The sequence below is a fragment of the Myroides pelagicus genome, assembly GCF_009711055.1.
GTDB lineage: Bacteria > Bacteroidota > Bacteroidia > Flavobacteriales > Flavobacteriaceae > Flavobacterium > Flavobacterium pelagicum.
This window is the reverse complement of record NZ_WMJY01000006.1, coordinates 108603-126350: the sequence shown is the minus strand read 5'-3', so window position 1 is coordinate 126350 and position 17748 is coordinate 108603. Positions and strand designations below refer to the sequence as shown.

Sequence of the window (17748 nt, the reverse complement as noted above, 5' to 3'; positions counted from 1 at the left end):
AATGACTAATGTTGCATTTATAACTTGAATTCACGAAAACAATGATATTACATTTTAAAATTAAGACACATTCAATTATTTGCCTGATATTTTTGTTGTGTAGCACGTTAAACTACGCACAACAAAACTACAAATTAGATGGTTATGTAAAAGATCAGACTGATGCATTACCAGGAGCAACCGTACAAGTGATAGAAGCTAATCTAGCTGCAATGACTGATTCTGCAGGTTATTTTACATTTACACTAAGAGCAGGAACCTATACCCTAAAAACTTCTTATGTAGGATACGATACATCAACCCAGACTATTGTAGTCAAAGAAGCTACTTCTATACAGACCAAGTTAGTCAGCTCAGCTTCCAAACTAAATGAAGTTGTAATCGTACAGAATAGTAAAAAGACAGACATTCGAAAGCCAGAAATGAGTATCAACAAGCTCTCAATCTCAGATGTGAAGAAAATGCCTGTAGTACTAGGAGAAACAGACGTATTAAAATCAATACTTCAAATGCCAGGAGTCACCAATGCAGGAGAAGGTGCTGCAGGATTTAATGTTCGTGGAGGATCCGCAGGACAAAACCTAGTACTGCTAGACGATGCGCCAGTATATAGCTCTTCTCATCTATTTGGTTTCTTTTCAGTATTTAATTCAGATGCTATAAAAGATTTAAAGCTATACAAAGGAGGAATACCATCGCGATTTGGAGGTAGAGCATCTTCTGTCCTTGAAGTGTTTCAGACAGACGGTAAACTAGACGATTATCATGCGACAGGAGGTATCGGAATAATATCTAGTAGAGCCAAGTTTGAAGGACCTATCCAAAAAGGCAAATCCTCATTTTTTCTAGCTGGTCGTGCGTCATACGCCCATTTATTCTTAAAATTATCAGACAACAAAAACTCTGCTTATTTCTATGATTTAAATACTCGATTAAACTTTGACTTAAATGCAAAAAATAAGTTGACTTTCTCAGGATACTTTGGAAGAGACATCTTTAGCTTTACAGACTTACTAAAGAACAACTTTGGAAATACAGTTGGATCTCTACAATGGCATCACTTGTTTAGCGACAGCTTAAGTAGTAGAATGACACTAAACTATAGTGACTATATCTATGGATTAGAACTCGATCTAGTGGGGTTTAAATGGGATTCCAATATAAAAAACTTTCAATTTAAATATGACTTCACACATGATGTGATACCAAACCTCCAATTGAAATACGGACTAAGCACCCAGTATTACAATTTTTCACCTGGCATCATGAAGCCAACAAAGCCAGATTCACAAATCAACTACCGTAAATTAGATAACAAATACGCTCTAGAAAATGCTGTATATATAGAAGCTGAACAGAATATTGGACAACACTTCAGCTTAAATTATGGATTGCGCTTCTCTTCCTTTTCAAACATCGGAAAAGAAACGATCAATCTATACGAAAACAATCAACCCGTATGGTATGACAAAGAACTAGGTTTGTATAAAATGGCAGATTATATCGGTAAACAAACCTATGCCAGTGGTAAAACAATTCAAAACTACAATAATTTTGAACCGAGAATAGGATTAGCTTACATCATTAATGACGAACAATCGATAAAAGCGAGCTACAACAGAATGGCTCAATACCTACATTTAATTTCAAATACAGCCGCTCCAACCCCCTTAGATATCTGGACACCAAGTAGCAAATACTTGAAACCAGAAATTGTCGATCAAGTAGCATTGGGATACTTCCACAATTTCAAAGAAGCAAAATACAGTCTAGAAACAGAGGTATTCTATAAAACTGGAAAGAACAAAGTAGACTACATTGATGGAGCAGAATTAATAGGTAATGAAGCACTAGAACGCGTAATCTTAGTAGGAGAATCACGTGCCTATGGACTAGAGTTAATGGTGCGAAAAAACCTAGGAAAACTAACAGGTTGGGTAGCATACACCCTGTCTAAATCAGAACAAAGAACACCCGGAAGAACAGCAGATGAACCAGGAATAAACCAAGGAAAGTGGTATAGAACAGCCTATGACAAAACACACGATTTATCAATCACAGCTATGTATGACCTAAGCACTAAATGGAATTTTGGAGCAAGTTTCACTTATCAAACTGGTCGACCAGCTACCTTTCCAGATGGTCAGTTTGACTACCTAGGCAATCGTATTCCAACCTTTGGAGCAAGAAACAGCAATAGTTTACCAGCATTTCACCACTTAGATATTTCAGCTACCTATACCCCTAATCCAACTAGTAGAAAAAACTGGAGGTCGGAATGGGTATTTGGAATATACAATCTTTATGGTCGCTCGAATGCCGCCTCGATATCATTTAGAGAGAATGCTGATATCAAAGGGCAAAATGAAGCTGTTCGAATGTCTGTATTTGGCATAGTACCAAGCGTAACGTATAACTTTAAATTCTAAATCAATGAAAACAATTATAAGTAAACTAGTACTCTTCACATTCATTCTAGGACTAATTTCCTGTGAAAAAGTAATTGATTTAGAGTTAAATACAGGAGAACCTACCTTAGTGGTAGAAGGAAATATCGATTTCAATCCAGAAAAAACAATAGACACTGTATCGGTAAAGCTTACAATGACTACTGGATACTATGAAAAAGAAATACCTAAAGTAAATAACGCAACAGTATGGATTGAAGATGGTAAAGGAAATCGCTATACACTGATAGAAGTTGGTCAAACAGGTGAATACATTTCCACTGAAGTAAAAAAAGACTTCGTAAATAATAAATATATACTACACATAGAACACAATAATCAAGTATATGAAGCAGTCGAAGAATTAATCACGACACCCGAGATCATTAAAATCGAGCAATCAAAAATCAATATCATGGGGAAAGATTTGTATCAAATTAAGTCTTATTTTCAAGATACACCTATAGAAGGGAAAAGATTAAATTATTACTTCAATTACTTTCAGCACAAAGCACTCAACCCTGAAATAAGAGTTCAATCAAATGAATTCTCAAAAGGCAATGTAATTGATGTAACCTTCCTAGATATAGACGAAAAATACCAAGTAGGTGATACAGTCACCTTAGACTTCCACCAAATATCACGTAATTACTATGATTTTTTGCATATGCTAAGTGCTAGCATAAGCAATGGTGGTGGGCCATTCCAAGCACCAATAGCACAAATAAAAGGGAATGTCAAAAATCTCACTACTCCAGGAAAAGATGCTAAAGGTTACTTTAGAGTTACGGAGAGACGAACAATTTCGCACACAATATATGAAGAATAAAAGCCAACAGTAAGTATTAACAAACAAGGCTCAGTACTGCCAAACAATAAAAGCAAAGAAAGTAACCCATAAATACCCAACTAAATAATTAAGCATAACGTTGAATCACAATAGAAAAACATAGATATCGTGAAAAACGAATGAAAATGACAAAATGGGTAATAAAAATTTCGTGTATTTATTAGTTTTTTAATTGGGAAAAAGATTACTTTTGCACCAAATAATTTTTTACTTAAAAGATTTATACTGTGGAAAACGCAAATGCCTTAAAATTAATCAAGCAAATCCAATCAGACTTAATTGCTGATGGTCTAGTGGTAAGTTCAATCGTTGAAAGTCTAAAAAAACTAAGAGAGTTTGCTCTATTAGAAGAAAAGCCTGTTTTAGTAAAAGGAATTAGATTAGCATACGAGCACATTGAAAACAACCATGCTTTTTTAATTGCAATTCCTTCAGACGAACCTGTAGAAGAGGAAGAAAATGAAAACGGTTCTGAGGCTAAGAATACTACAGAACAAACAGATTTAGAAAGTCTTCAGTATTTACTATCGCTTTTTAAAGATGTGGAAAATAAACATAATCTTGCAGATTTAAGAGAATATAATAGCAGATTTCAAGCTTTCTAACAAAGTCTGTATTTCGAAATATAAAAAAGGTCTAATTTACAAATAATTAGACCTTTTTATTTTTATTTAGTTTAAAAAGCTATTTTAGCCAATCAAACAATTAATATTATTACAATGCTTAAAACATTCAAATTCATCGCTCTATTAGAGGGTTTATCACTACTAGTTTTATTATTTATTGCTATGCCCCTAAAGTATATATGGGATAAACCAGAACTAGTTAGAAGTGTAGGTATGATTCACGGAATACTTTTCATTGCTTACATCGTAATCGCTACAGTCATTAAATCAGATGAAAAATGGAGTATGAAAACTTACGGACTTATATGTATAGCATCAGTAATACCATTTGGAACGTTTGTAATGGAAAAGAAATTATTAGAAAAAGCATAAATAAAAAAGACCAAATCTTAAGATTTGGTCTTTTTTATTGCATCTACAATAATATGAGCATGATCGAAAGCCAATTCTGGTAAATTAGCTATATCAAACCACGCTAATTCTTTAGCATCATCAGCAGCTACACCTACAATATTTGCATCAACAGTAGCCAAATAAGCAATGCTGACTACATGAGATCTAGGATCCCTAAAAGGTCGTCCGTACGCGCCTAATTGCTCTAATGAATCACAAACAATAGATGTTTCCTCTACCAGTTCACGCTTAGCCGCAACAAGTAAGTCTTCATTCTCATCAACAAACCCCCCAGGTAATGCCCATTTATCACGAAAAGGTTCATTTTTGCGCTTAATTAAAAGAATTCTTTTTTGGTTTATTTCCTCTTTAAATAGAACAATATCCACGGTAACAAAAGTCTTTGATATATAAGTCATAGTATATTTATTAAAATAGATGCAATGTTTTCTACATAATTTTTGTAAAATTCAAGAAAAAGTAGATGAAATCAAAATCTTTCTATTATATTTGCCTAGTAAAGCAATTAGTAAAAAAATGCGAATTAAATAATAATCGTATTTTAAAGAAATTAAAATGACAACTATGAAAAAATTAACATTACCGTTATTAGCTTCACTGTTTGTATTCGGAACTGCTACAGCGCAGGATTACAACAAATGGTCAGTTGACCTAAATGGTGGTTTTGCAAAACCAGCAAGAACACTTTCATCAGGTTATTCAGCAGAAACTTTCAAAAACCTACATTTAGATGGAGGTGTACGTTATAGTTTCAATAACAAGTTTGGTCTTAAAGCGTCTTTCGGTTATGACAAACTAGATGAGTGGACAAACAAAATTAACAACGAAGCTAACCACTACAGAACAAGCTTAGAAGGAGTTGTAAACTTAGGTAGAGTTTTAAACTTCGAATCTTGGACTAGCGTATTCAACGTACAAGCACACGCTGGGGGGGGATACTCTTGGTTAAAAGGTGACGGATTCACTGGAACTGATAACATGGCACATTTAATGGCTGGATTAACAGGACAAGTGAAATTACACCGTAGAGTAGCTTTAAATGCTGACTTCACTGTAATTCAAAATGCTCAACAAAACCAAAACTGGGATGGTGTTTCTGCTACAAACAGAAGTGTATTCCAAGGAACAATGTTCAATGCTACTGTTGGAGTATCTATCTATTTAGGTAAACACGCTCAACACGCAGATTGGTACGCTGAAGCAAAAGATAATACAATTATCGAAGAGTTAAGCAACAAATTAACTAAAATCGAGAACGACCTTAAAGATTCTGACAATGACGGAGTTGCTGATTACTTAGACCTAGAGCCTAACACACCAGCTAACACTTTAGTTGATTCTAAAGGTAGAACTATCGACACAAACAATAGTGGTATCGCTGACAACATCGAAAAATATATCGATGAGAAATATGGTGATTTAAACAAACCTGTAAGCTCTGATGACGCTGCATTAATCAAAGATTTAATCAACAAAGGATATGTTGCTGCTTACTTTGATTTTGATAAAGCTCAACCATCGACTGTATCAGGAGTTAACTTCATCGTAAACTACTTGAAAAACAATCCATCTGCTTCAGTTGAAGTAATTGGATATGCTGATGCAACTGGAAACCAACAATACAACAACAAATTATCTGAGAGACGTGCTAACGCAATCAAAGATATCATTGTTAAGTCTGGAGTTAACGCTTCAAGAGTTTCTACTAAAGGAGCAGGTGTAGATTCAGCTTCTGCTAAATCTTTAGCTAGAAAAGTTGTTTTCAAAATCAAATAATTAGAGAACAAGTAATTTTATATTATAAAAAAAGCGCAAGAGTAATCTTGCGCTTTTTTGCTTTATTATAATTAACTTTGTATATTCTATATTACAAGTTAACTATGAAGTTTGAGGTAACATCAGATTACAAACCTACAGGTGACCAACCTGAAGCAATACTAAAACTAAGCAAAGGAGTTTTAGATGGAGAAAAGTACCAAACTTTAGTTGGAGTAACTGGTTCTGGAAAGACATTTACTGTAGCCAACTTAATTAAAGAGGTACAAAGACCCACCCTAGTCCTAGCTCATAATAAAACATTAGCAGCCCAGTTATATTCTGAGTTTAAAAGCTTTTTCCCGAATAATGCCGTAGAATACTTTGTATCATATTACGATTACTACCAACCCGAAGCATTTATCCCTGTTACAGGACAATATATCGAGAAAGACTTATCAATAAACGAAGAACTAGAGAAAATGCGTCTAAGCACTACTTCTGCCCTTCTATCAGGAAGAAGAGACATCTTAGTAGTCGCATCTGTATCCTGCCTATATGGTATTGGTAATCCTACAGAGTTTCAAAAGAATGTAATTACTTTAGAATTAGACCAACAGATAAGCAGAACTAAGCTCCTACATAGATTAGTACAGAGCTTATATGCTAGAACTGAAGCTGACTTTTTACCAGGAACCTTTAGAATCAAAGGAGATACCGTAGAGATTTTCCCTAGTTATGCTGACGACCCATTTAGAATACACTTCTTCGGAGACGAAATTGAGGATATTGAAGTATTTGACAAAAGCACTGCTCAAGTCATTGAAAAATACACTAACCTAAACATATATCCAGCAAATATGTTTGTTACCTCACCAGATGTATTACAAAAAGCTATCTGGGAAATCCAACAAGACATGGTTAAACAAGTGGAGTATTTCAAAGAAATCGGCAAACACCTTGAAGCTAAAAGACTAGAAGAACGCACAAACTTTGATTTAGAAATGATCAGAGAACTAGGTTATTGTTCTGGAATTGAGAATTATTCACGATACTTAGATGGCAGAGAGCCAGGCACACGTCCATTCTGCCTTTTAGACTATTTCCCAAAAGACTACCTTATGGTAATCGACGAGAGTCACGTAACAGTTTCACAAGTTCACGCTATGTATGGGGGAGACCGTTCACGAAAAGAAAATCTTGTAGAATATGGGTTCAGATTACCAGCCGCATTAGACAATAGACCTCTTAAATTTGAAGAATTCGAATCTATGCAAAACCAAGTTGTCTATGTATCTGCAACACCAGCCGATTATGAACTACAAAAGTCTGAAGGCATATACGTAGAACAATTGATTCGCCCTACCGGGTTACTTGATCCCATTATAGAGATTCGCCCAACAGAGAATCAAATAGATGATTTAATCAATGAAATACAGGAAAGAGTAGAAATTGACGAGCGTATTTTAGTAACAACTCTAACAAAACGAATGGCTGAAGAACTTGCTAAATACTTCACCCGTGTAGGTATACGCTGCAGATACATCCACTCTGACGTTGATACGCTAGAACGTGTTGAGATCATGCAAGACTTACGAAAAGGACTTTTTGATGTCTTAATTGGTGTTAACCTACTAAGAGAAGGCTTAGATTTACCTGAGGTTTCTTTAGTAGCTATTTTAGATGCAGACAAGGAAGGTTTCCTTAGAAGCCATCGTTCATTAACACAAACTGTCGGTAGAGCAGCAAGAAATGTAAATGGTAAAGCTATCATGTATGCTGATAAAATAACAGACAGTATGCAAAAGACGATTGACGAAACTAACTACAGACGAAGCAAACAAATAGAGTACAACACTAAACACAACATAACCCCACAAGCAATACACAAAAAAATAGGTAGTGAATTAGTCAAAAACTCTTATGAGAATTATCAACAAGAAGCATTACAAAAAGCCGCAGAAGAGGAAATAAAATTCAAGTCCAAAACAGATATAGAAAAATTAATTAGAGATAAACGCAAAGAAATGGAAAAGGCTGCTAAAGATCTTGATTTCATTAATGCTGCCCGATTAAGAGATGAAATAAAAGTACTAAAAGATAAACTTTAAGCTTTTATAATTACCTTTGCAAAAATAGTAGGAAGATGACAAATAACGATATATTTAAAAAATTAAGAGTCGCTTTACAATTAAGAGACGACCAAATAGTAGAAATCCTAGAGTTAGTTGACTTTAGAATTTCAAAAGGAGAAATAGGTAATTTTTTTAGAAATGCTGACCACCCAAAATATGTTGAGTGTGGAGACCAAGTGCTTAGAAACTTCTTAAACGGGCTTGTAATTCACTTAAGAGGCACAAAAGAGAATCCCAAAAAACCAAAAGAAGTTTTAGCTAACAACAAAGCTCAAGAAAAAAACTTCAAAAAAGATCACACTTCTACTGTTACTAAAAAAACTAAACCGACAAGAGAAAAAGACTTTAACAAACCTAAAAAGAAGATTACTCCAGTTAAGAAAGAAGACAAACACAACCCTTTTAGTGGTATTAAATTCAATAATGGTAAGAATAAAAAAGCTTAACAAGTTTTTCTTACAATAATTAAAAAGGACAGTATATTAAAAACATACTGTCCTTTTTTGCTTAATATATTCATAATATAACAAAATAAAAAAGAGTGACCACTTGATCACTCTTTTTTTATTATATATCAGTTAATTCTAATGAATTAAGATAAAGCAGCTTTTACTTGATCAGCAGCTTCTTGAAAAGCTACAGCTGATAAGATTGGCATTTGAGATTGGTCGATTAATTCTTTTGCAACCTCAGCATTTGTTCCTTGTAAACGAACAATGATTGGCACATTAATATCATCTCCCATATTTTTGTATGCATCTACAACTCCTTGAGCTACACGATCACAACGAACGATACCTCCAAAGATATTAATTAAGATAGCTTTCACATTAGGATCTTTTAAAATAATACGGAAAGCAGTCTCAACACGTTTAGCATCAGCTGTTCCTCCTACATCTAAGAAGTTAGCAGGCTCAAAACCAGCGTACTTAATTAAATCCATAGTAGCCATTGCTAATCCAGCCCCATTTACCATACATCCTACTGTTCCATCAAGATCAACATAGTTTAATCCTGCTTCATTAGCCTCAACCTCGATTGGTCTTTCTTCAGTTAAGTCTCTATATTCAGCATATGCTTTTTGTCTGTAAAGTGCATTGTCATCTAAAGTAACTTTAGCATCTACAGCTAAGATTTTATCATCTGAAGTCTTCAACACTGGGTTAATCTCAAACATAGAAGAGTCACTTCCGATATATGCTCTATATAAAGCATCTACGAATTTAACCATTTCTTTGAATGCATTACCTGACAATCCTAAATTGAAGGCAATTCTTCTTGCTTGAAAACCTTGTAATCCTACAGCTGGATCAATCTCTTCTTTAAAAATTAAGTGTGGAGTTTTCTCAGCTACTTCCTCGATATCCATTCCACCTTCTGTAGAATACATAATCATGTTACGACCTTTAGATCTGTCTAAAAGAACAGACATATAGAATTCGCTTGTTTCACTTTCTCCTGGGTAGTATACGTCCTCTGCAACTAATACTCTATTAACTCTCTTTCCTGTTGGTGGAGTTTGTGGAGTGATTAAGTCCATTCCGATGATGTTACCAGCTAGCTCTTTAACTTCGTCTAAGTTTTTAGCTAACTTAACTCCTCCTCCTTTACCTCTACCTCCTGCGTGGATTTGAGCTTTTACTACATACCAACTTGTACCAGTTTCTTCTGTAAGTTGTTTAGCTTTCTCAACTGCTTCTTCTGCGTTGTTAGCTACTAATCCACGTTGTACTCTTACACCGTAGCTAGCTAATATTTCTTTACCTTGAAATTCATGTAAATTCATAGTGTGATACGTTTAGCTTTTTAAATAAACAGATACAAAAATAACAATTCAGTTTGAATTCCCCTAATTTAAAATTAAGTTCTATTACATTTTGTATACTATTTAACCTTGTTTTATTTATTTTAATAATTAATTTTTCTCTAATGTGGTTAAAATATATCAATATCTCCCTTTCCTTCGCGAATTATTTCAGGCTCATAACCAGACAAGTCGACAACCGTAGAGGCTGTATTGTCTCCATATCCACCATCAATAACAAGATCTACAGTATTACCCCACTTTTCTAATATTAATTCTGGATCTGTCGTATATTCTAACAACTCATCTTCGTCATATATAGAGGTGGATACAATAGGATTACCTAGCTTTCGAACAATTTCTCTAGCAATATTATTATCTGGAACGCGAATACCCACAGTCTTTTTCTTCTTAAACTCTTTAGGCAAGTCATTATTTCCAGGAAGAATAAAAGTATAAGGACCCGGCAACGCTTTCTTCAAAATCTTAAATGTAGCTGTATCAATCTGCTTTACATAATCCGATATATTACTCAAATCATAACAGATAAATGAAAAGTTTGCCTTATCAAGCTTAATCCCTTTAATCTTAGCGATACGCTCTAAAGCCTTAGAATTTGTAATATCACAACCCAATCCATATACAGTGTCTGTAGGATAAATAACAAGCCCTCCTTCTCTTAAAACCTTCACCACCTTATCAATCTCCTTCTCACTCGGGTTATCTGGATATATTTTTATAAACTGTGCCATTCCTTTTTTTAATTACAATTTACGACAATACACGTAGCTTAGCAAATCTCAATAATAATTTTTTTATTCCCCCAACATCAAACCTAATTTCTGCTTTGCGATCAGCTCCTAATCCTTCTAGATTTAATATCTCCCCTTTACCGAAGCGTTCATGCATTACTATTTGTCCTATAGATAACTCTCCATTTACCCCTGTTTTATCTGTTACCGCCTTAGTACTTCGGTCTATTGGTTTTAATCGGCGAATATTTCGTTCCTTATTAGCTGTCTCTTCGTTTTCAGTTACATAAGATGGTGGCGTACCATTAGTTGGTTTTTTAAGACGTAGCTTACTCTTATCTACATCACCAAATACATCTGAATTAATCATTGGCTTATACCTATAGTTAGTCTCCACAGGCGTTAAGTATTCCAAATATTGGTCATCAATCTCATCGATAAAACAAGAAGGATCACTATCTACTAATTTACCCCAACGATATCTTGATTGCGCATAAGTCAAATATGCCTGATGCTCTGCACGAGTTAAAGCTACATAAAACAACCTTCTTTCTTCTTCTAGTTCTGAACGCGTACTCTTACTCATCGCACTTGGAAATAAATCTTCTTCCATTCCTACGCAGAACACAGTTGGAAACTCCAAACCTTTAGCTAAGTGAATAGTCATTAAAGCTACGCGATCATCATCTCCATTATCTTTATCTAAATCTGTAGCTAAAGCAACGTCTTCTAAGAATTCACTTAAAGCACCTCTAGCCCCATCAATTTCCTTCTGACCTTCAATAAAATCTTTAATACCATTAAGTAACTCCTCGATATTTTCCATACGCGTGATTCCTTCAGGAGTAGTATCTTTCCTTAGTTCTTGAACCAAGCCAGTCTTTTTCACTACATGCTCAGTCAATTGATAAGCATCCATTGTTTGCTCAAGCGCTTGAAATGCTTTAACCATATTGACAAAATCAGTCAATTTACCTCTAGTCCCTGCGGTAATCTTCAAGTCAATTTTATCAATATGCTCCATCACTTCAAAAATTGACCTTTTATAGTGATTAGCAGCAATCGTTAGCTTATCCATCGTTGTAGCTCCAATACCACGCGCTGGATAATTAATTACTCTTACCAAAGCCTCTTCGTCTTTTGGATTAATAATCAATCGCAAATAACACAAAACATCTTTGATTTCCTTACGTTGATAAAAAGACAAGCCTCCATATATACGATAAGGAATATCTTTCTTTCGAAGAGCATCTTCCATTGCACGAGACTGCGCATTAGTTCTATACAAAATAGCGAATTCACTATTACTGGAATGATTGCGCATTTTTTCTTCAAAAATTGTAGAAGCTACAAAACGTCCCTCTTCTCCATCTGTCAGCGAACGGTGCACCTTAATCTTCGGCCCAAACTCATTAGCTGTCCAAACAACCTTTTCGAGCTTTACCTTATTCTTATCAATTACAGTATTAGCGGCTTCTACTATATTACGAGAAGATCGATAATTCTGTTCTAAACGGTAAGTTTGCACTCCCTCATAGTCTTTTTGAAAGTTCAATATATTATTAATATTCGCTCCCCTAAAGGCATAAATACTCTGCGCATCGTCACCTACTACACATATATTCTGAAAGCGATCTGACAACGCTCTTACAATTAAGTACTGCGAGTGATTGGTATCTTGATACTCATCTACTAATATGTATCTAAAGCGATTTTGATATTTTGCTAGTACATCTGGAAATGTATTTAATAACTCATTAGTTTTCAATAACAAATCGTCAAAATCCATTGCTCCAGCTTTGAAACAACGCTCTACGTAATTCTGGTAAATATCTCCAATACGCGGACGTTTACTCATCGCATCTGCTTCTTGTAATTCTGGATTATTAAAGTAAGCTTTTACAGTAACTAAACTATTCTTATAAGAAGAAATCCTACTCAAAATTTCTTTAGGCTTATAAATATCCTTATCCAATTGCATCTCTTTAATAATCTGACCTATCAATCGTTGACTATCTTGAGAGTCATAGATGGAGAAATTACTAGGATATCCTAATCTGTCAGCTTCACTTCTCAATATTCTAGCAAATACAGAGTGAAAAGTCCCCATCCATAAGTTCTTTGCTTCTGTATTTCCGACAATTTGAGCAATCCTGGCCTTCATTTCTCTAGCCGCCTTATTGGTAAATGTCAATGCTAAAATATTAAATGCATCAACTCCTTCGTGCATCAAATAGGCTATGCGCAAAGTTAATACTCTAGTCTTTCCAGAGCCTGCTCCAGCAATCACTATCATTGGCCCCTCTTTGTGTAATACAGGAGCTCTTTGCGCATCATTTAACTGATCAATATAATTCTGCATATCCATATAATCCTAAAAAGCCAAAAATACAATTAGTATCCATTTATAACAAGTTTTTTGATGGTATAAATCATAGCAAAATCCCTTGTATTTCTTTTCTAGTACTTCCTTTTACAACTATTATCAATCCATATTAACTCCCCTCACCCCTACAACCAAAACCCCTTTACTAAACTCCTCCTTAACTTTTTAAAGCAATTACTTAGACAAAGCAGATTAATACTTATTTTTGCTGTAAAAGCTAAACTATGAACACAGAATTTATCCTACAACTTATAGCCTATACTATACCAGCTCTTGTAGTATCTGCACTTTCTTATATCTACTTTAACGCAATACTAAAACGACAAAGTCAACGCGATAAGTTTATTATTGATAACCTAAAAGGCCAACAAAAAATTGACACGACTGCACTTCGCTTACAAGCCCTCGAACGTTTAACTCTCTTTATTGAACGTATTGACCTGCAAAAACTTCTGCTTAGAATTCCTCTTAACACTGAAGATAGTCAACTTTATAGCTTAGGCTTAATACAAAATATCACTCAAGAGTACGAGTACAACCTATCCCAACAAGTTTATATTTCTGAAGAACTATGGGAGCTTATTAATAAACATAAAAACAGCATTCTTACTGCAGTTCAAAATACAACTAATAGACCGGGAGTTATCAATGCTACCCAACTTCAAAAGCAGTTGATAGAAGAGAGTTCTATACTAACGCAAAGCACAGCATTTTGCTTATCTGCCATCAAGTCAGAAGCAAAACAATACTTATAAAACAACAATATTTAAATCTAATCACTATGAAAAAAAAGTTAATCATGATGGCTGTACTATCATTAGTACTAAGCACAGCCAACACAAATCAGATCCATGCTCAAAAAGTAACCGACCTAATCGGTAGCATTAGCCAAGACAAAGTTGCCAGTGGATTAAAAGAAGCTTTAGATAAGGGAATTGAAAAACAAGTCAGCAACCTAACTAAACAAGATGGTTTCTACAAAAATGAATTGGTAAAGATTTTATTACCCGAAGAAATACAAAAAGTCGACCGTGCTTTGAGAAATTTAGGAATGGGTAATATTGCTGACCAAGGTCTTCTTTTGTTAAACAGAGCTGCTGAAAACGCAGTGAAGGAAGCAACTCCCATCTTCGTAGATGCAGTAAAAAACATTACTTTCAAAGATGCTAAAAACATCTTACTTGATGGTAATGGTGCAGCCACAAATTATTTAAAACAAAGTACCAACAAAGCATTGTATGCTAAGTTCTCTCCTGTCATACAATCTTCACTAGCTACTGTGGGAGCTGACCAAGTATGGGAAAAGATTTTTTCAACATACAACGAATTACCTCTAGTCTCTCCTGTCAACACAGACCTTACAGACTATGTTACTAAGGAAACCATGAATGGTGTATTCAAAATGATTGCTGTTGAAGAAGACAACATTAGAGAAAATATTGGTGGATCTCGATCTAATAAACTACTAAAAGAAGTATTCTCAATTCAGGATAACTCAACAAAAACTACAAATAAAAACACTTCGGACAATTCAAAAGAAGATAAAGCCAACAATACTCCTAAAAAAGAAAGTATTTTTGATAAAATCGGAATTTTTTAAACAAAAGACCTTAATAACAATATTATAACATTCAATTAACCTGCATTATCCAATTTTTTTTTGATATTTGTACCACTATATGATTTATTTCATAAAGTTAGGGTTAGTTAAATAAAAAGCCGAGTAGGAATTTCTACTCGGCTTTTATTTTTATGACAATCGCTCGTGTATTTGTTTAAAGTAGTCAAATGCTCTGAACAAATGTGTTCCATACCACGAGAACATCTCTCCATCAACAAAGACCGTTTTACCATGATGCGTAAATCGACCTACCTCAAAGGCATGTTCCTCTGAAAATGGAAAAGGCTCTGAAGATAAAAATACTACCTCAGGATCTCCCTGAATTCTTATTTTCCTCAGCTCTATCTCTGGATAACGCTCTTCTCTCGCTTCATATACATTTTCAAACCTATTAAGCCTTAACAATTCATTGATAAACGTATCTCTACCAGCTACCATATAAGGCTCTCTCCAAATAAAGTAAGCTACTTTGTAGGACTCTTTATCTTTCACGTAATTGATAAAATCCTTCGTAGCATAATTCAACTTATCTATCCATTTTTTTGCTTCTGTACGCTTGTTAAACAACGCTCCAAAATCTTCTATCATTTGAATATTATCATCAAGCGTTACAACATCAGTTACCCAGACAGGACAAATACCTTTCAGACTCTCTACGATTTCCAGTGTATTTTCTTCTTTATTAGCGATAATAATATCTGGTTCAAGTGCTTTAATTTTTTCAACATGCACTTTCTTAGTACCACCTACCTTTATTTTAGTTGCTTTTAAGTGATAAGGATGAATACAAAACTTAGTAATACCTACCAACTCCTCTTCCAACCCCATGTCAAATAAAGTCTCCGTCTGTGAAGGCACTAAGGACACTATGCGCTTTGGTGTTTTTTCAAAACTGTGCTCTTGACCTATTTGATCTTTTAATGTTATCATAGCCTACCTTTTAATATCTCACTCATCTCTCTTTGTAGGAGCAACGCCTGCTCTCTTGCTTTCTCCTTAAAATCACTACCAGAAGACGCGTAAATTATACCTCTCGAAGAATTGATCAATAGACCAACCTGATCGTTTAAACCATACTTACACACGTCTTGCAAATTACCTCCTTGAGCTCCTACACCAGGCACCAACAAGAAATTATTCGGCACTATTGCTCTAATCTCTTTAAAATACTCTGCTTTAGTCGCACCGACTACATACATTAAGTTTTCCGCATTCGCATAAGTCTGTGATTTTTCCAACACCACTTGATACATTGGTTTAGTCCCAACTAACTGAGTCTGAAAATCAAAAGCCCCTTGATTAGAAGTCAAAGCTAATAAAATTGTATGTTTATCCTCAAAAGCTAAAAAAGGTTCTACTGAATCTTTCCCCATATATGGAGCAACAGTCACACTGTCAAAACTCATATCTTCAAAGAAAGCTTTTGCATACATACTTGCCGTATTTCCAATATCTCCACGTTTCGCATCAGCGATCGTATATAATTCAGGATAGTTTGTATTGATATAATCAATTGTTTTTTTCAAAGACTCCCACCCCTTTATACCATAAGCTTCATAAAATGCAATATTCGGTTTATAGGATACAGCCAAATCATGTGTAGCATCGATAATTGCCTTATTAAAGCTAAAAATAGGATCCTGTTCTCCTAGCAAGTGAGCAGGTATCTTACTCATATCCACATCAAGTCCTATGCATAAAAACGATTGCTTCTTTTTAATTTGCTCAAATAATTGTTGTGTTGTCATTATAAAAATTAGTTTTAAAAAAAACCACACATTACAGCTGTAAGTGTGGTTTATAAATATCATTAAATTTAATTAGAATACTTCGCTTTCTTTCAGCTTCTCAGTATTACTTACTAATTGTAATTCATCAATAATCTTTTGCAAGTTACCATTCATTACTCCATCAAGGTCATATAGCGTAAGACCGATACGGTGATCTGTTACACGGCCTTGAGGATAATTATATGTACGGATCTTTGCAGATCTATCCCCACTACTTACTTGAGAATTACGTTTCTTAGCATCTTCCTCTTGCTTTTTAGCAAGCTCCATTTCGTATAAACGAGATCTCAATACAGACAATGCTTTATCTTTATTTTTGTGTTGAGATTTTTCATCTTGACATTGCGCCACAAGACCTGTAGGAATATGCGTCATACGTACAGCAGACTTAGTCGTGTTTACAGACTGCCCTCCTGGACCTGAAGAACAGAAAAGATCAATACGAACGTCATTCATATCAATTTGCACATCAAATTCTTCTGCCTCTGGCAACACCATTACAGTAGCCGCAGATGTATGCACACGTCCTTGCGTTTCTGTTTGAGGAACTCGTTGCACACGGTGCACTCCTGCTTCGAACTTCAATGTACCATATACATCTTCTCCAGTAACTTCAAAAATAACTTCCTTATACCCTCCAGAAGTTCCATCATTTACATCTACTACAGATGTTCTCCATCCTTTTGACTCACAATACTTCGTGTACATTCTGAATAAATCACCAGCAAAGATACTTGCCTCATCTCCTCCTGTTCCAGCACGTACTTCAACCATAACGTTTTTAGCATCTTCTGGATCTTTTGGAATCAACAAGAACTTAATCTCTTCTTCTAATTCTGGTAATCTTTCTTTTGCTTCATCTAATTGCATTTTAGCCATGTCCACCATTTCAGCATCACTACCATCAGCAATTATCTCATTTGCCTCTTCAATATTACCAGTAAGATTCAAATACTCAGCACGTTTCTCTACTAGCTGTTTTAAATCTTTATATTCTTTATTCAATTGTACATAACGTTTCTGATCAGCGATTACATCAGGCTGAATAATCAAATCTGAAACCTCATCAAAACGTTGCTTTATAATTTGTAATCTATCTATCATATCTTTAAAATACAGATAATTAATTTGGAATGCAAATTTAAAAAAAAAGAGGGATATATTACTA

The 17748-nt window shown here is 34.7% G+C and carries 16 protein-coding genes; 9 read left to right on the top strand and 7 right to left on the bottom strand.

What is annotated here, in order from left to right:
* The first annotated feature begins 41 nt into the window (after window positions 1-41).
* From GJV77_RS04455 to GJV77_RS04440, 4 genes are all read left to right on the top strand, one after another.
* On the top strand, window positions 42-2429 hold the full coding sequence (locus GJV77_RS04455) for a TonB-dependent receptor (protein WP_155035149.1): 2388 nt from the start codon (window positions 42-44) through the stop codon (window positions 2427-2429).
* Between the two features lie 4 nt (window positions 2430-2433).
* A complete protein-coding gene (locus GJV77_RS04450; RefSeq protein WP_155035148.1) occupies window positions 2434-3276 on the top strand; it encodes a DUF4249 domain-containing protein in 843 nt (280 codons plus the stop codon).
* A gap of 248 nt (window positions 3277-3524) precedes the next feature.
* Window positions 3525-3902: a hypothetical protein gene (locus GJV77_RS04445; protein WP_162521560.1), complete on the top strand. Its 378-nt coding sequence runs from the start codon at window positions 3525-3527 to the stop codon at window positions 3900-3902.
* A 114-nt stretch (window positions 3903-4016) separates the two neighbouring features.
* Entirely contained in the window at window positions 4017-4295 is a 279-nt protein-coding gene (locus GJV77_RS04440; protein WP_155035147.1) for a DUF3817 domain-containing protein, read from the top strand.
* 17 nt (window positions 4296-4312) lie between these two features.
* On the opposite strand, the gene GJV77_RS04435 is transcribed toward GJV77_RS04440, so the two are convergent.
* The gene (locus GJV77_RS04435) at window positions 4313-4735 is read right to left on the bottom strand and encodes an NUDIX domain-containing protein (RefSeq protein ID WP_155035146.1); all 423 of its coding nucleotides are present in this window, start codon (window positions 4733-4735) and stop codon (window positions 4313-4315) included.
* 166 nt (window positions 4736-4901) lie between these two features.
* On the opposite strand from GJV77_RS04435, the gene GJV77_RS04430 reads away from it, so the two are divergent.
* From GJV77_RS04430 to GJV77_RS04420, 3 genes are all read left to right on the top strand, one after another.
* Complete coding sequence (locus GJV77_RS04430; RefSeq protein ID WP_155035145.1) at window positions 4902-6113, top strand: OmpA family protein; 1212 nt, start codon at window positions 4902-4904, stop codon at window positions 6111-6113.
* Between the two features lie 104 nt (window positions 6114-6217).
* Window positions 6218-8203 carry an excinuclease ABC subunit UvrB gene (gene uvrB / locus GJV77_RS04425; protein ID WP_155035144.1) on the top strand — a complete coding sequence of 662 codons (1986 nt, stop codon included), beginning with the start codon at window positions 6218-6220 and terminating at the stop codon, window positions 8201-8203.
* A gap of 35 nt (window positions 8204-8238) precedes the next feature.
* Window positions 8239-8673 carry a DUF1456 family protein gene (locus tag GJV77_RS04420; protein ID WP_155035143.1) on the top strand — a complete coding sequence of 145 codons (435 nt, stop codon included), beginning with the start codon at window positions 8239-8241 and terminating at the stop codon, window positions 8671-8673.
* A gap of 146 nt (window positions 8674-8819) precedes the next feature.
* On the opposite strand, the gene sucC is transcribed toward GJV77_RS04420, so the two are convergent.
* The 3 genes from sucC to GJV77_RS04405 form a co-directional block, all read right to left on the bottom strand.
* Window positions 8820-10013: an ADP-forming succinate--CoA ligase subunit beta gene (gene sucC, locus GJV77_RS04415; protein ID WP_155035142.1), complete on the bottom strand. Its 1194-nt coding sequence runs from the start codon at window positions 10011-10013 to the stop codon at window positions 8820-8822.
* A gap of 149 nt (window positions 10014-10162) precedes the next feature.
* Entirely contained in the window at window positions 10163-10783 is a 621-nt protein-coding gene (locus GJV77_RS04410) for an L-threonylcarbamoyladenylate synthase (RefSeq protein WP_155035141.1), read from the bottom strand.
* Between the two features lie 19 nt (window positions 10784-10802).
* Entirely contained in the window at window positions 10803-13145 is a 2343-nt protein-coding gene (locus GJV77_RS04405; protein ID WP_155035140.1) for an ATP-dependent helicase, read from the bottom strand.
* A 248-nt stretch (window positions 13146-13393) separates the two neighbouring features.
* Between GJV77_RS04405 and GJV77_RS04400 the strand changes: the two genes are divergently transcribed.
* Together GJV77_RS04400 and GJV77_RS04395 are read left to right on the top strand one after the other, a co-directional pair.
* Entirely contained in the window at window positions 13394-13924 is a 531-nt protein-coding gene (locus tag GJV77_RS04400; protein ID WP_155035139.1) for a DUF7935 family protein, read from the top strand.
* A 26-nt stretch (window positions 13925-13950) separates the two neighbouring features.
* Window positions 13951-14769: a DUF4197 domain-containing protein gene (locus tag GJV77_RS04395; RefSeq protein ID WP_162853984.1), complete on the top strand. Its 819-nt coding sequence runs from the start codon at window positions 13951-13953 to the stop codon at window positions 14767-14769.
* 150 nt (window positions 14770-14919) lie between these two features.
* Here the strand turns inward: GJV77_RS04395 and GJV77_RS04390 are convergent, their stop codons facing one another.
* The 3 genes from GJV77_RS04390 to prfA form a co-directional block, all read right to left on the bottom strand.
* Window positions 14920-15720 carry an ABC transporter substrate-binding protein gene (locus GJV77_RS04390; RefSeq protein ID WP_155035138.1) on the bottom strand — a complete coding sequence of 267 codons (801 nt, stop codon included), beginning with the start codon at window positions 15718-15720 and terminating at the stop codon, window positions 14920-14922.
* Window positions 15717-16538, bottom strand: a complete 822-nt coding sequence (gene pyrF / locus GJV77_RS04385) for an orotidine-5'-phosphate decarboxylase (protein WP_155035137.1) — start codon at window positions 16536-16538, stop codon at window positions 15717-15719. The genes GJV77_RS04390 and pyrF overlap by 4 nt, the downstream gene beginning before the upstream one ends.
* 72 nt (window positions 16539-16610) lie before the next feature.
* Complete coding sequence (gene prfA / locus GJV77_RS04380; RefSeq protein WP_155035136.1) at window positions 16611-17684, bottom strand: peptide chain release factor 1; 1074 nt, start codon at window positions 17682-17684, stop codon at window positions 16611-16613.
* Between the last annotated feature and the right edge of the window lie 64 nt (window positions 17685-17748).